This is a genomic window from Nocardia halotolerans (genome assembly GCF_042650145.1).
GTDB lineage: Bacteria > Actinomycetota > Actinomycetes > Mycobacteriales > Mycobacteriaceae > Nocardia > Nocardia halotolerans.
The window spans coordinates 46,572-61,361 of record NZ_JBHSDL010000042.1 but is presented as its reverse complement, the minus strand read 5'-3'; the positions used below and the strand labels follow the sequence as shown (position 1 = coordinate 61,361).

Sequence of the window (14,790 nt, the reverse complement as noted above, 5' to 3'; positions counted from 1 at the left end):
ACCACTTGCCTTCGGCCCCAAACTTCGACCGGGCTTCGTGCCGACGGCGTTCCCGTGCGTCGGGGCCGTGACCGCGGCAGCACGATTGCTCGCATGCTCCACGGGGCCGGCCGACGAAGCGGTCGCAACGATGCGGCCTTGTACGAAGGGGACAGAGTTTCGCCCAGTTGTTCACGGGTAACGCGCCGGGCATGACTCGTGACTCGGACAACCGTATGGATCTGGCGGGCAAGAATCTCGGAGTGCAGAACGGCTCCGAAGTGCCGGCGAGACGGGCATCGGTGGCCGATACCGTGGCGATCATCGGCAAAGCCTTGTTGCCCACATTCGCGGGCGGTGTGATCAAACGCCGTCCCTCGGTGCTCGCCGTCGCGCAGAAGTTCCAACTCGACGCGTTGTCGGTGCCGCTGTTCCAACGGCTCCGGCGCCGCTACGGACCCGGCCCGCTCAGATTGCGAATTCCGGGCCGTTCGATCGCGGTCGTGCTCTCGGACGCTGACGCGGGACGTCTGTTGCAGGGCTCGCCGCAACCATTCTCTCCATCGACGGTGGAGAAACGCGCCGCGCTGAGTCATTTCCAACCGCACGGTGTACTGATCTCGCGCGGTCCTGTGCGTGCGGAGCGACGCGAGTTCAATGCCACAACCCTGCAAGCCGATCGGCCGATGCACGAGATCGCGGGTGATGTCGTGGCTGTGGTGCGGGAAGAAGCGGGCGGGCTGGTCGACCCGTCCGGCGGTGAACTGGACTGGGACACCTTCAACCGCGCATGGTGGCGGATCGTGCGCCGGGTGACACTCGGCGACCTCGCCCGTACCGACGAGGAAGTCACCGACTTGCTCGACAACCTGCGGCTCGACGCGAACTGGGCTTACCTGCACCCACAGCGTCGTGGACGTCGGCGTGCCTTCGACGCACGACTGCGGTCGTATGTGGATCGCGCAGAACCCGGCACGCTGGCGAAACTGGTCGCAGACACGCCCGTCGACGATGAGCGCGTCGATGCCGTGGGCCAGATACCGCACTGGTTGTTCGCGTTCGACGCCGCAGGTATGGCCGCGTTTCGCACATTGGCATTGCTGGCGACCCATCCAGCGCATGCGGAACGCGCACGGGCTGACATCGAGGGGCTCGACGCCGACCAGCCTCAGCTGATGCCCTACCTCAGAGCATGCCTACTCGACACGGTGCGGCTGTGGCCGACGACTCCCGCGATACTCAGAGAGAGCACTGACGAAACCCGCTGGGGCACAGCTACATTGCCCGCGGGCACCGAGTTTCTCATCTACACACCCTTCTTGCATCGCGATCCGGAGACGTTGCCGTATGCCGATGTCTTCGAGCCCGGTATCTGGCTCGACGGGACCGCGCGCACGAATCCCGCGCTCGTACCGTTCAGCGCCGGACCCGCCCAATGCCCGGGCCGCAACATCGTGTTGCTCGTGGTCTCGACATTGCTCGCGGAATTGCTCCGTCAGGGCCGTTACGAATTGGTGTCCGCACCCGACCTCGATCCGGGCGAGCCGATTCCCGCGACCATCGATAATTTCGGTCTAAGGTTCCGCACGACACCGATCTGAGAGAACACCGCGGGATCGCCGGCACCCATTGCGGCCATCGTTGCGGCGCCCCGCTGTCGGCGACGGGGGATCGGGCGGGCGTAGCGTCGGCGGCATGGCTGGGATACCCGAGCGCACCGGTCCCTCACCGGGGACGAGGCAGTTGGCGGCGGCGTGCCGGAACGACACCGCGGTGCTGACCGACCGGTTGATGGCGCTGATCTTCACCGATATTCCGGAGTGGACCGACTACTCACCGGTCAGCCGCGACGATCTGCACAACGCCTGTCGTCGCTATGTGACGCGGGTGCTCGATCTGCTGGCCGACGATGTGGCGGTGCCCGATCGCGATGACGTCGCCGCGGCCATCGGCCGGAATCGCGCCGTGCAGGGGGTGTCCCTGGAAGTCATGTTGCGCACGTTTCGGCTCGGCGGTCAGGTGGTCTGGGAGGCGCTGCTCGACAAGGCAGGTGAAATCGCGCCCGGTGAGTTCCGCAGTGTCGGGGTCGCCACGTGGACGGTGATCGACGGGATGTCGTCGGCACTGGTCACCGCCTATCGCAGTACCGAACTGGAGCGGGTGCGCCGTGATGTGCGCCGCCGGCACGGGCTGATCGAGGATCTGCTGGCCGGCAGCGCGCACGACCCGACTTTCGCGGCCCGGGCGGCGCGGGAGCTGAATCTGCCCGCCCACGGTGACTATCTCGTGATCGCGGTGGGCGGTGACCGCCCCAGCGTGGAGCTGGCCACCGAGACGGCGTTGGCGGCCCTGGGTATTCGGTCGGTGTGGCACGACCGGGGCGACACCGTGGTCGGGGTGGTATCGCTGGACCGGCACGACAGTTCGTTCGTGCTGCGCCAGATCCGGCCGCGGGTGCGCGGGCGGGCAGCGGTCTCGCCCGTGGTGGCGGGTCTGGCCCAGATCGACACCGGGCATGCGCTGGCGGCGCTCGCCCTGGACACGCTGTCGGGCGAATCCCAGGGCTTGGTGTCCTTGGAGGAGCGCTACCCGGAGGCGCTGCTGCTGCGCTCTCCCGATCTGACCGAGTTGATGGTCTCGCACGTCCTCGGCCCGGTCCTGCGGCTGCCGAGCAAGGAACGCGACATCCTGCTGCGCACGCTGGCGGTCTGGCTCGAGGAGAACTGCTCGGCAGCCAATGCCGCGCCGCGACTGCACTGTCACCGCAATACGGTGATCAATCGAGTGCAGCGGATCTCGTCGTTGCTCGGCAGGCGTTTGGAGGGGCAGCGGCCCTACCTGGAGCTTTCCCTGGCGTTGGCGGCACTGCACGCGAAGATCGGGGCTGTCGGCTGAGCCCTGCGCACAGCGAGGTGTGATCGCCTGATTGGGCGCAGCGCACATTCTGAGGCCTCCAGGTGTGGGCTGTCAGCAGATTGTTTGGGCATTCGCGGCCGAGCAGACTCGACGGACGACCGCAGCCGCGACCACGGCTGGTCGATCTTGATCGTCGAGCTGAGGAGCACCACGAGTGCCGGAATTCGATCTGTTGGTGATCGGTGGTGGACCGGGCGGCTATGTCGCTGCTATCCGCGCCGCGCAACGCGGCCTGAAAGTCTGTGTCGTAGAGAAGGAACGCCCCGGTGGGGTCTGCCTGAACTGGGGGTGCATCCCGACCAAGGCGATGCTGCGCTCAGCCGAGGTGTTCCACACCCTCACGACCGCAGCCGAATTCGGTATCCACGCCGACAATGTGCGCTACGACTTCGCCGCGGTGCGCCACCGCAAGGACACCATCGTCAAGGAGCTCACCGACGGGGTCGCCGGGCTGCTCGGGGCCAACGGCGTGACGGTGATCGAGGGCCACGCCCGGTTCGTCGAGCCGACCACCGTCGCGGTCTACGAGGTCGCCGCATCCGCGATCTTCGACGGCGGCCCCCGCTACGCCGCGCCATCCCAGGGAGCCGAGATCCGCCGTGTGAGTGCGCGCGATGTCATCGTCGCGACCGGTTCGGTGCCTGCCCGGCTGCCGGTCCCCGGAGCGGATCTGCCCGGTGTGGTCACCTCCGACGGCGCCTTCGGGCTGACCGAGGTGCCGCGGCGCCTGGTGGTCGTCGGGGGTAGCGCGGTCGGTGCGGAATGGGCGAGCCTGTTCGCCGCGTTCGGCAGCGAGGTGACCGTCGTGGAAATGCAGGATCGACTGGTTCCGTTGGAGGACAAGGAAATCGGTGAGGCGCTTGGGCGCTCTTTCCGCAAGCGCGGTATCGCCGTGCGTACCGGGTCGACAGTCACCGCGATCACCGAGGACGACGCGTTGCGGGTCTCGGTGGACGGGCCGGAGGCCGGCGAACTGGCGGCCGATGTGGTGCTGGTCGGCGTGGGCCGTCGGCCCAATACCGCCGAGCTCGGGCTCGAGGCCGCCGGAATCGCCACCGACGCCCGTGGTTTCCTCGAGGTCGACGATCAGCTGCGCACCGGTGTCGAGCACGTCTATGCCATCGGTGACGTGACCGGGCGGGCGCTGCTCGCCCACGTCGCCTCCCACCAGGGCATCACCGCTGCCGAGGTGATCGCCGGAAACGACGCGCACATCGACTACACCGTCATTCCGGCGGCCACCTTCACCCACCCCGAGATCGCCGGCGTGGGGTTGACCGAGCAGGCCGCTGTCGCCGCGGGCCACGACATGATCACCGCGAAGTTCCCCTTCGCCGCGCTGGGGCGAGCCAAGACCTTCGGTGAGACAGAGGGTTTCGTCAAGATCGTCGCCGGGCAACAGCATCGCGAAGTCCTCGGGGTGCACATCATCGGCCCGTCGGCCAGCGACCTGATCGCCGAGGGCGCACTCGCGATCACGCTGGAAGCCACGCTCGACGAGCTGGCCGACACCATCCACGCCCACCCCACTCTCGGTGAGATCGGCATGGAGGCGGCCATGGCCGGCCTCGGGCTGCCGGTGCACATCGCGCCACGCAAGCGTTGAGGAGTTCGACCATGACCACAACACCCACCCGGAGCACGGCGTCCGAAGCCACCGCGTCCGTGCCCGGCACCGGGGCGACCATCGAAACCGCTGTCGCGGCAACCGATCCCGGCACACTGCGGCGCCTCTACCGGGACATGCTGTTCATCCGGCGCTTCGAGGAGCGCACGGCGCAGAGCTACCAGCAGGCCAAGATCGGCGGCTACTGCCATCTCAACCTCGGTGAGGAAGCCACCGTCGTCGGTGTCGGCGCGGCCATGCGGCCGACCGACTACCTGTTCACCAACTATCGCGAACACGGTTACGCGCTGGCCAAAGGCATCGAGCCGGGCCGGGTGATGGCCGAACTGTACGGCCGCTCCACCGGCACCTCGAAGGGCTGGGGCGGGTCGATGCACATGTACGACACCACCACTCGGCTGCTGGGCGGCTACGCCATCGTCGGCGGACAGGTTCCGCTCGCGGTCGGGGCGGCGCTGGCGATCGACTATCACGGCAAAGACGATGTGGTGGTCTGCCAGATGGGGGAGGGCACCACGAATATCGGGGCCTTCCACGAGTCGCTCAATATCGCGGCGCTGTGGCGGCTGCCGGTGGTGTTCCTGGTGATCAACAACCAGACCGGCATGGGCACCACGGTCGAGAATTCCTCGGCCGAACCGGAACTGTGGAAGCGCGCCGCTTCGTATCGGATGCGCGGTGAGCGGGTCGACGGCACCGATGTGCTGGCCGTGCGCGATATGGCGAGCGAACTCGTCGAGGCCGCTCGCGCCGACGGCGGACCCGCGTTGCTCGAGGCGGTGAGCTACCGGCTCAAAGGTCATTCGGTCGTCGATCCGGCCAAGTACCGCAGCACCGACGCGGTCGCCACGGCCAAGGAGCACGACCCGATCGCACTGTGGCGCGCACGCCTGCTCGCGGCCGGGGCGCTGACCGACCGGGCGCTCACCGAGATCGATGACGAAGTCGCCGAGGGTGTGGCCGCCGCCGTCGAATTCGCCGATGCCAGCCCGCATCCCGAGCCGTCGACCCTGTTCGACTACAACTACGCCACCCCCGTGCCGGGCGATTCCCGCCGGTTGCCCGCCGATCCGCTCTTCACCTTCTGAGGACTCCCACTGTGCCTGTCATGACCTATCGCGAAGCGCTGCGCGAAACCCTGCGCGAAGAGATGCGCCGCGACGACGACGTATTCCTGATCGGGGAGGAGATCGGCGTCTTCGAAGGCTCCTACAAGATCACCGCGGGCCTGCTCGACGAGTTCGGGGAGAAACGGGTGCGCGACACTCCCATCGCCGAGGAAGGCTTCGTCGGGGCGGCGATCGGGGCGGCGATGCTGGGCCTGCGCCCGGTCGTGGAGATCATGACGATCAACTTCTCGCTGCTCGCCCTCGACCAGATCGTCAATCACGCCGCCAAGATCTACGGCATGTTCGGTGGGCAGACCTGCGTGCCCATGGTCATCCGGACCCCGGGCGGCGGCGGTCAGCAGCTCGGCGCGACGCACTCGCAGAACATCGAGCTGTACTACGCGTTCGTGCCAGGTCTGAAAGTGGTGGCGCCCAGCACCCCCGCCGACGCGCGGGCCCTGCTCAAGGCCGCGATCGAAGACGACGATCCCGTGCTGTTCCTGGAGAACCTGTCGCTCTACAACACCAAGGGCGAAGTGCCCGAGGACCTTCCGCCCGTGCGCATCGGCAAGGCGGCGATCACCCGCGAAGGTACCGACATCACCGTGATCGGCTACTCCCGGATGGCGACGGTCGCTACGCAGGTAGCCGAGCGTCTTGCCGCCGAAGGGGTTTCGGTCGAGGTGATCGATCTGCGTAGCCTGCGTCCGCTGGACCGCGACACCCTCGTGGCCTCGGTCCGCAAAACCGGGTGCGCCGTGATCGGCGAGGACGACTGGCTCACCTACGGCATCGGCGCCGAGATCGCCGCCACGATCTCCGACGGCGCGTTCGACTACCTCGACGCACCGGTCCGCCGGGTCGCCATGGCCGAGGTTCCGCTTCCCTACGCCAAACCGCTGGAAAAGCTCGCGTTGCCGTCGGCGGACTCGCTGTACACCGCGGTGACCGAAACGCTGGCCGCCGTCGGTCGTCGGCGCTGAGAACCGCCGAAGACAAAGGACACGTTATGCCTGAAATCATCATGCCCCGGCTGTCGGACACCATGGAGGACGGCGTCGTCGCCGGCTGGCTGAAGCAGGTCGGCGACCGGGTGACTCGCGGGGAGATCATCGCCGAGATCGAAACCGACAAGGCGCTGATGGAGCTGGAAGCCTACGACGACGGGGTACTCGAACAGATCCTCGTCGAGGCCGGCACGCGCATTCCGATCGGTGAGCCGATCGGAATCGTCGGTGACGGCAGTGGCTCGAGCGTATCCGTCCCGGCGCCGAGCAGACCGGTGGCCACCGGAACACCGCAGGCGACGGAATCCGCTGCGCAGCGGCAGGCAGCGGCAACCGCCGGTGGGTCGAACACGCAACAGGCGCCGCGGAAGAAGACCTCGCCGCTGGCGCGCAAGGTCGCTCGTGAGCTCGGCGTGGACATCGACACCGTGGTCGGCACCGGGCCAGGTGGGCGGATCACCAGACAGGATGTCGAGACTGCACACCAGCATTATTCCGCGGCAACCGAATCCGCACCCGCCCTGCCCCGGCAACCCGCGAGACCCGGTGGCGTGTCGGCAACGTCGGGGTCCGACGATGTCGAGGAGGTCCCGCTCACCGGCATCCAACGGGTCTCCGCGGCGCGGTTGACCGAAAGCAAACAGCAAGCGCCCCACATCTATCTCACCAGTGCGATCGACGTCACCGAGCTGCTCGCCTTCCGGTCACAGCTCAACGAGACGCTGGCCGCGGTGGGGGAGAACAAGGTCAGCGTGAACGATCTGCTGGTGAAGTCGGCGGCACTCACGCTGGGGCGGGTTCGCTCGGTCAACGTGAGCCTGCGTGGCGACACGCTCCTGCGGCACAAGCGGATCCACATCGGCGTCGCGGTCGCGACTCCCGAGGGGTTGCTCGTGCCGGTGATCGACGACGCGGACCGCAAGAGCGTGTCCGAGATCGCCGCCGAGACCCGCGACAAGGCGACCCGGGCCCGCGAACGCACCTTGCGCGCCCACGAGATGTCCGGGGGCACCTTCACCATCTCCAACCTGGGCATGTTCGGCATCGAGCATTTCACCGCGGTGATCAACCCACCGGAGTCGGCGATCCTGGCCGTCGGCGCGGCCGCCGACGAGCTGCGACTCGACAACGGTGCGGTGGTCAGCCGCAAGATACTGCGGGTCACCTTGTCGGCGGATCATCGTGCCATCGACGGCGCCGTCGCCGCCGAGTTCCTGGCGCAGCTGAAGCAGCTGCTCGAGAACCCGCTGCGCATCGTGGCCTAGGGGACGCCGGGGCGGGGATCAGCCTTGGTGCACCGACTGCGCGACCTACTCGATCCCCGCGCCACCGAAGGCGTCACCCGCACCGAGGCAGCGGCAGTCCTGCACGCCGATTCCACCCACCTGATCCGTGCGTTCCACCGCGAGTTCGGGATGCCACCCCACCAATACCTGATCTCCCGGCGCGTCGACCTCGCCCGCCCGCTGCTACTGGCGGGCATGCCCGCGCGAGATGTGGCCGCTGCGACCGGGTTTCACGACCAGCCGCACCTGATTCGGCACTTCAAACGCATTTTCGGCACCACCCCCGGGACAATATGCGCGCAGCGCTGAGCGCTTCGCATGAACCTCGACGACGCCGCGGGTAATCTCCGGTGATGAGTCCCGGTCGCTCGTCACTTGTCCTGTTCCACGGCGTCACCATGTCGTCGGCGGCATGGGACGAAGTCGTCCCGCACCTGAGCGAACACCACGAGGTGTTCGCCCCGACTGCGCTCGGGCACCGGGGCGGGCCCGAGGCGCGGCAGCGTCCGGTCCGGGTGCGCGACGTCGTCGACGCGGCCGAGCGGATGCTCGACGATCGAGGTATCGGACAGGCCCATCTCGCGGGGAACTCACTCGGTGGCTGGATCGCGATCGAACTGGCGCTGCGGGGGCGGGCGTTGAGCGTCTGCGCGCTCTCACCCGCCGGATTCTGGAACGCGGGCGGGCACGGGCAGACCGCCGCGGTCAGGAAACTGCGCCGCCTGGGCGCCCTCACCCGGTCCACGCACCGAGTTCAGCCGCTGGTCTTCCGATCGGCGATGGTTCGGCGGCTCGCGATGCGCGATATCGCCTGCCACGCCGACCGTTCGACGCCGGCGCGAGCACTGACCGCGGCTACGGACCTCGTCGGATGCACCGTCACCGACGACCTGCTCGGCACCGACGAACAGATGGCTGCCGTGCCCGAGCTGCCGTGCCCGATCACGCTGGCCTGGTCGGGTGAAGACGCGATCCTGCCGCCCGCGATCAACGGCCGCATCGCCCGCGAACGGCTGCCGCGGGCTCGCTTCGAAATCCTGCCCGGCGTCGGCCATGTCCCGATGATCGACGATCCGGAACTGGTCGCCGCCACGATCCTGGCGACCACCGGCGCGGCCTCGCCCCCGCACCGCACCTAGGCATTCGGCCACTCGGCATAAGACTCGGAACGAAAGGTTGCATAATCGGGCGGTGCACTCTGGTGATGGCCTTTTCGATCGACGCCTGTCCGACCGCGCGCGAGAAGTGATCTGCCAAGGTGCCGAGATCGCGCTGAACGCGCCGGCGGAGTGGCTCGACGAGCTGTACGACGCCACGCTGCTCAAGACCAGCCTGCGAACGATCGCCGGCGACCCGTTGCTGGCCGAGGCGGTTCGGCGGGTCAATCGGGCCAATCTGCTGCATTGGGCCTCGGCCAATGTGGCCGATCCGGGGATGCCGGTGCCGATCAACCTCGGTGCCGACCAGATCGCCATTGTTCGCGACCTGGTTCGTCGCGGCATGAACGAGGCCGCTCTGCAGGCCTATCGCGTGGGCCAGGACGTGGCCTGGCAACGGTGGATGACCATCGTTTTCATCCTGACGCCCGACCCGTTCGAGTTGCGCGAGGTATTAGAGGTCACCGCCGCTTCCATCGCCAGATTCGTGGACGGCACCATCGAGGCGATCACCGAGGTCATCGGCAGCGAGCGCGACCAACTCGCCCGTGGCTCGTACGCCGAACGGCGCGAATTGATCTCGCTCATTCTCGAGGGCGAACCGGTCAATCTCGAACGCGCCGGGTCCCGGCTCGGATACCGGCTCGACACCGCGCACACCGCCGCCATCGCCTGGAGCGACGTTCCCGGCGCCGAACTCGACGAACCGCATCGGGTGACCAGAGCCCTCACCCAGGCGGCCGGCGCGGCCACAGCACTGAGTGTGCTCGCCAGCGCGGCCACCCTGTGGGTGTGGGTCCCCGGACCGACACCTCCTGACACCGCCGCCCTGACCGAAGCGCTGGACGATATCCCGGGCGTGCGCATCGCCATCGGCTCGACCGGACGCGATCTCGCCGGCTTCCGGACCAGTCACCTCGACGCGCAGGCCGCGCACCGAATCCTGGCCCGCCCGTACAACACTCGTCGCCTCGTTACGTTCGGTGAGGTGCAACTGACCTCGCTGATCACCGAGAACGGCGCGCAGGCGGACCGTTTCATCAAGTACACCCTCGGAGACCTGGAACACGCCGACAGCGAACTGCGCGAATCGGTTCTCGCCTACATCGACGAGCAGTGCAACGCCACCCGCGCGGCGGCGCGCCTGTTCACCCACCGGAACACGATCCTGCGCAGGATCGCCCGCGCGGACGAATTGCTGCCCCGCCCACTGGCGGAGAACAGCGTCCACGTCGCGGTCGCGCTGGACGCGCTGTACTGGCGGCAGAACACGCCGCGGCCCGGGCGAACTATGGCGCCGCGGACACCGGGGTGAGGTGGTGGGTGCCGCGCAGGCCCTTGAGACTCGCGTCGCGACCCGCGCCGATCGCGAGACCGGTACCGGTGCCGATCGCCGCCAATACCGGCTCGCTGACGAGCACCTCACCGCCGTCGGCCTGCGCGGTGACCCGCGCGGCCATGGCGACATTGCGTCCGAACAAGTCATCACCCCGGCGCACGGAACTCCCCATGTGGATACCGATCCGGACCCGGAAATCGGCGGAACCGCGCGACGATTCGGCGTCTTTGCACAGCGCATTCTGGATGGCCACGCCGCAGCCGACCGCCTGATCCGGCGCGGCGAAGGCGATCATGTACCCGTCGCCCTGGTTCTTGACCACGTGTCCGCCGTGTTTCTGCACGCATCGTTCGACGAGGCGTTGGTGGCGGTCGAGTAGCTTGACCCAGGCGCGGTCGCCCAATTGCTCGTTGAGAGCGGTCGATTGCTCGATGTCGGAGAACATGATCACGACGTTGCCGTCGGGTGCCAGCCTGGCCAGGTCGGGACGTTCGACGCGCGCCCAGCCCGCGAGGTCTTCGATGGAAGTGAGCACGGCTCCACGAAACCCCTTGGCCCGCACCAGATCTGCGGCCTGCCAGGCGGTGCGCACTGCTTCGCGCCCGCTCACGACCAATCGCTGCGTCGTCGTCGCGCGAGGCGGTTGTCGCCGTTTGCGCCTGCTGCGGGCGAGCAGGATCGACAGGGTGATCAAGCCGACGGCTTCACCGGCGGCGATGATGGAGAGGGCCACGATCGCGACTGTGGTCATCGGAGGATTCCCGGCGGAGTAGCGTGGCTTTCCGACGCCTGTACCGGCTGCGCGCCCGAGCTGTTCACGGCGAAATAGTACACAGGTGTTCACTCGAATATCGAATGGCTTGCTGGTGCTCTGATTGCGGCCGACATCGCGGCTGTCGCCGTTGCGTCGGCGAGCGAACCGTTCGCGGTTCCACCAGTCGAAGGGCTCATGTACTGCTGATATGACCCGACCTACGTGACCACCTATGGCGCGGCGCGGTGTCGGTCGAGGTTGCCCGACGACGGGTGCGCCGGGTGGGTCGGAGCGACGGATGCGCCCGTGTCGGTGTACGGGTGATGCCCTCCTTCGACGGCTTGTGGTGCATATTGCACATCGAAAGTTCCATTCGGGTGCGAATCACCATTGGAAAGGGGTGCTCTCAGGCGCACGATAGGGCGCAAACAGCGGAAAGTAGGAAAAGTGCGCATGCCCGACAGCGTCCTGTCGGCCCAGCCGGGAACTATGGCAGGTCAGCCGATTCTCGATCATCTCCCCGCCGCGTCGACGATCGCGGCCGAGATCATGAGTCGATTCGTCGTCGTCAGCGCGCTACCCGGAAGGGTGCCCGTGGCGGTTCTGCGCCGCGAGGTCACCGCGATGGCGAATGCCTGCCTCGAGGTGACCGCCGGACTGCTGACCGGTGACGACGTCGAGAAGCCGCTGGCCGATGTGCGCGCCGCCGTCCGGGAGTGGGCGCACGAGGGCGTCCCGATCCACGCGATGTTCAAGGCGGTCCACCTGGGTACGCGGAAAGTGTTCGACCACCTCGCCACACGGGCGAACGACGGTGCGGAGTGCACCGCACTGATCGACACGTTTCGCGTCTTCGTAGAACTCGCTAGCCGGCTGTCCACGGCGATCTCACAGGCGTATCTGGATCAACAGCGCACGGCGCACAGCGACGACGCGGACGCGGTGGCCGCCGCCCTGATCGCCGGGAACGCGACACCGGCCATGGCCCGCGCCCACGGGGTCCGGCTGGCCGAAAGCTATGTCGTCTTCGCCGTGGAGTTCCCGGGCCACAGCGACGCGAGTGAGCCGGACCGCCGAGTCGCCCGCCGGTTGCTTCGCAGAGTCAGGGCCGAGGTGCGCGACCGCTACGGTGACCATGCGCTGATGCAGACGGGAGCGGGCACCGCGACCCTGCTGATTCCACGGAACCAGTTCGACCCCGCCGGCGCACGACGATTGGCGGACAACATCGCCGCCACGGCGCACACCAGGATTCGTGCCACGTATCTGGCGGTGGAAACCGGCGACATTCCCGAAGGAGCCGAGCGCGCGAGCGCGGTGCTCGCCATCATGCGCCGCCTGCGCCGCAACGGGCTCGAGCCTTTCGACAACCTCTCGCTGGAGTACCAACTGTCCCGGCCGGGCGCGGCAGCCGGACATCTGACCGCACTACTGGAACCGCTCGACAAACATCCCGTTCTCCTGGAGACATTGACTACGCACCTCGCGAGCCGGGCCACCCGGCTGCGTACGGCCCGCACGCTGCATGTGCACCCCAACACCGTCGACTACCGACTGAACAGGATCGCCGAGATCACCGGGTTGGACCCGATGCAGCCGGACGGCATGTGGCGTCTGCGTTCCGCGCTCGTGGCCCGCATGATCGGTGCGGTCGAGGACGAACCTGTCGACCCCGATCAGACCGCGACCACCGCGCGAGCGTGCTGATCGGGGTCGGCCGTCCGGCAGCCAGATCCTGTCGAACGGGTCCCGGGCGGTGCGCGGGTTCGGTCCGCGATGCGGCGGGCGGACGGAGCAGAGGACGGAAAGGTGCAGCATACGGCCTGGAAATTCGCGGCCGGTGCGGTCGAGGGGTATACCAGCTCGTCACCTGGCTTCTCGACGAAAACCATTGCTTAAAACTGAAACACGTTCTATCTTCTCGGTATGGCTTTGAACGTCGCAGATCTTCTCGAGCACGCCGTGGATGCGGTGCCCGACCGCACAGCAATCATTTGTGGGGATCGTCAGGTCACTTATCGTGAGCTCGACGAGCGCGCCAACCGGTTAGCGCACCACCTGGCCTCGCGGGGAGTCGGCAAGGGTGACCACGTCGGGGTCTACTCGCGCAACTCGATCGAGGCGCTCGAGACGATGATCGCGACGTACAAGCTGCGGGCGATTTCGGTCAGCGTCAACTACCGCTACACCGCCGACGAGGTGCGCTACATCGTCGACAATGCCGATTTGGTGGCGCTGGTACACGAGCGCCGATACGCCGACACCGTCGCCGAGGTGCTGCCCAACACCCCGAAGCTGACCGATGTGGTCGTGATCGAGGACGGTTCGGACTGCGACTACAGCCGATATGACGGCGTGGAGTACGGCGCCGCGATCGAGGCGCAATCACCCGAACGTGATTTCGAGCAACGCAGCTCCGATGATGTCTACATTCTCTACACGGGCGGCACAACGGGTTTCCCGAAGGGGGTGATGTGGCGGCACGAGGATGTGTGGCGCACCCTCGGTGGCGGGATCAACCATGTCACCGGGGAGTATGTGAAGGACGAATGGGAGCTGTCCGAGCAAGCCAAACAGTCCCCGGTCGGCATGGTCATGGCGCCGCTGTCGCCGCTGATTCACGGGGCGGCACAGTGGGCGGCGTTCATCGGGCTGAATTCCGGCGGCACTATCGTCTTCGTGCCGCAGTTCGACGCCGAGGAAGTCTGGCGCACCGTCGAAAAGCATCGAGTCAACGTACTCACCGTCGTCGGTGATGCGATGGCGAAGCCGCTCCTGGATGCCTACAAGGCCGGCAGTTACGACACCTCGTCGCTGTGGTCGTTCAGTAGTCACGCGGCACTGTTCTCGCATTCGCTGAAACAGGAATACCTCGAATTGTTCCCGAATGTGTACATCACCGATGTCATCGGATCGTCGGAGAGCGGCGGAACCGGACTGGGTGTGGTGACCAAGGACGCCGACCATACGCAGGGACCGCGAGTGAAGTTCAGTGCGCAGGCCGCGCTGATCGACGATGACGGCAACATCGTCGAGCCGAAGGCGGGCGCCGTGGGCCGGATGGCTCGTACCGGGCATGTCCCGATCGGCTACTACAAGGATCCGGAGAAGACCAAGACGATCTTCGTCGAGGTCGATGGCAAGCGCTATGTCGTCCCGGGCGACTATGCCCGCTACGAGGCGGACGGCACGGTCACTCTGCTCGGCCGCGGCTCCGAGTGCATCAACACCGGCGGCGAGAAAGTGTACCCGGAGGAAGTCGAAGGCGCTCTCAAGTCGCACCCGGATGTCTTCGATGCTTTGGTGATCGGGGTGACCGATGAACGATACGGTCAGGCAGTCGCCGCGCTCGTTCAGCCGCGGCCGGGCGTGGCATTGGATCTCGCGCAGCTCGACACCCACGCGCGAACGAAGGTCGCGGGGTACAAGGCTCCACGTACCTACTGGATTGTCGATGAGATGATGCGCCAGCCCAGTGGCAAAGCGAACTACCCGGCCGCGAAGAGGTACGCCGCTGACCACGCCGAGCAGGCGAAGTCGCCGCGCCAGTAGTTGTCAGCTGCGATTCAGCGGCGAGGTGGCGGGCCGGACCGCGGTGACGTGTGTCCGGCCCGCC

Annotated in this window: 12 protein-coding genes; 11 read left to right on the top strand and 1 reads right to left on the bottom strand. The window is 67.1% G+C overall.

Annotated elements, in window-relative coordinates; all coding sequences use genetic code 11:
• Nucleotides 1–191: 191 nt before the first annotated feature.
• The 9 genes from ACFO5K_RS27010 (at nt 192) to ACFO5K_RS26970 (ending at nt 10,396) form a co-directional block, all read left to right on the top strand.
• A complete protein-coding gene (locus ACFO5K_RS27010) occupies nt 192–1,580 on the top strand; it encodes a cytochrome P450 (protein WP_378568711.1) in 1,389 nt (462 codons plus the stop codon).
• Nucleotides 1,581–1,674: 94 nt separating this feature from the next.
• Nucleotides 1,675–2,874 carry a PucR family transcriptional regulator gene (locus ACFO5K_RS27005; protein WP_378568709.1) on the top strand — a complete coding sequence of 400 codons (1,200 nt, stop codon included), beginning with the start codon at nt 1,675–1,677 and terminating at the stop codon, nt 2,872–2,874.
• A gap of 175 nt (nt 2,875–3,049) precedes the next feature.
• Nucleotides 3,050–4,501, top strand: coding sequence for a dihydrolipoyl dehydrogenase (lpdA, locus tag ACFO5K_RS27000; protein ID WP_378568707.1), 1,452 nt, complete (start codon nt 3,050–3,052; stop codon nt 4,499–4,501).
• An 11-nt stretch (nt 4,502–4,512) separates the two neighbouring features.
• Nucleotides 4,513–5,610 carry a pyruvate dehydrogenase (acetyl-transferring) E1 component subunit alpha gene (gene pdhA / locus ACFO5K_RS26995; protein ID WP_378568705.1) on the top strand — a complete coding sequence of 366 codons (1,098 nt, stop codon included), beginning with the start codon at nt 4,513–4,515 and terminating at the stop codon, nt 5,608–5,610.
• Between the two features lie 20 nt (nt 5,611–5,630).
• Nucleotides 5,631–6,614, top strand: coding sequence for an alpha-ketoacid dehydrogenase subunit beta (locus ACFO5K_RS26990; RefSeq protein ID WP_378568703.1), 984 nt, complete (start codon nt 5,631–5,633; stop codon nt 6,612–6,614).
• Between the two features lie 26 nt (nt 6,615–6,640).
• Nucleotides 6,641–7,903: a dihydrolipoamide acetyltransferase family protein gene (locus tag ACFO5K_RS26985; RefSeq protein ID WP_378568701.1), complete on the top strand. Its 1,263-nt coding sequence runs from the start codon at nt 6,641–6,643 to the stop codon at nt 7,901–7,903.
• Between the two features lie 27 nt (nt 7,904–7,930).
• Nucleotides 7,931–8,233, top strand: coding sequence for a helix-turn-helix domain-containing protein (locus tag ACFO5K_RS26980; protein WP_378568699.1), 303 nt, complete (start codon nt 7,931–7,933; stop codon nt 8,231–8,233).
• Nucleotides 8,234–8,277: 44 nt separating this feature from the next.
• A complete protein-coding gene (locus ACFO5K_RS26975; protein WP_378568697.1) occupies nt 8,278–9,063 on the top strand; it encodes an alpha/beta fold hydrolase in 786 nt (261 codons plus the stop codon).
• 52 nt (nt 9,064–9,115) lie between these two features.
• A complete protein-coding gene (locus tag ACFO5K_RS26970) occupies nt 9,116–10,396 on the top strand; it encodes a PucR family transcriptional regulator (RefSeq protein WP_378568695.1) in 1,281 nt (426 codons plus the stop codon).
• Here the strand turns inward: ACFO5K_RS26970 and ACFO5K_RS26965 are convergent.
• Nucleotides 10,371–11,171 (bottom strand): adenylate/guanylate cyclase domain-containing protein, encoded by an 801-nt coding sequence (locus ACFO5K_RS26965; protein ID WP_378568693.1) that lies wholly within the window; start codon nt 11,169–11,171, stop codon nt 10,371–10,373. The two genes, ACFO5K_RS26970 and ACFO5K_RS26965, sit on opposite strands and share 26 nt — an antisense overlap.
• 456 nt (nt 11,172–11,627) lie before the next feature.
• Between ACFO5K_RS26965 and ACFO5K_RS26960 the strand changes: the two genes are divergently transcribed.
• Both ACFO5K_RS26960 and ACFO5K_RS26955 read left to right on the top strand, forming a co-directional pair.
• Entirely contained in the window at nt 11,628–12,881 is a 1,254-nt protein-coding gene (locus tag ACFO5K_RS26960; RefSeq protein WP_378568691.1) for a PucR family transcriptional regulator, read from the top strand.
• Between the two features lie 219 nt (nt 12,882–13,100).
• Complete coding sequence (locus ACFO5K_RS26955) at nt 13,101–14,726, top strand: acyl-CoA synthetase (protein WP_378568689.1); 1,626 nt, start codon at nt 13,101–13,103, stop codon at nt 14,724–14,726.
• Nucleotides 14,727–14,790: the final 64 nt, after the last annotated feature.

Excerpts from the sequence above, each read along its gene's own strand:
- ACFO5K_RS27010 (WP_378568711.1), top strand. The coding sequence starts at position 192 with ATGACTCGTGACTCGGACAACCGTATGGATCTGGCGGGCAAGAATCTC.
- ACFO5K_RS27005 (WP_378568709.1), top strand. The coding sequence starts at position 1,675 with ATGGCTGGGATACCCGAGCGCACCGGTCCCTCACCGGGGACGAGGCAG.
- pdhA (WP_378568705.1), top strand. The coding sequence starts at position 4,513 with ATGACCACAACACCCACCCGGAGCACGGCGTCCGAAGCCACCGCGTCC.
- ACFO5K_RS26990 (WP_378568703.1), top strand. The coding sequence starts at position 5,631 with ATGACCTATCGCGAAGCGCTGCGCGAAACCCTGCGCGAAGAGATGCGC.
- ACFO5K_RS26985 (WP_378568701.1), top strand. The coding sequence starts at position 6,641 with ATGCCTGAAATCATCATGCCCCGGCTGTCGGACACCATGGAGGACGGC.
- ACFO5K_RS26975 (WP_378568697.1), top strand. The coding sequence starts at position 8,278 with ATGAGTCCCGGTCGCTCGTCACTTGTCCTGTTCCACGGCGTCACCATG.
- ACFO5K_RS26965 (WP_378568693.1), bottom strand. The coding sequence starts at position 11,171 with ATGACCACAGTCGCGATCGTGGCCCTCTCCATCATCGCCGCCGGTGAA.
- ACFO5K_RS26960 (WP_378568691.1), top strand. The coding sequence starts at position 11,628 with ATGCCCGACAGCGTCCTGTCGGCCCAGCCGGGAACTATGGCAGGTCAG.
- ACFO5K_RS26955 (WP_378568689.1), top strand. The coding sequence starts at position 13,101 with ATGGCTTTGAACGTCGCAGATCTTCTCGAGCACGCCGTGGATGCGGTG.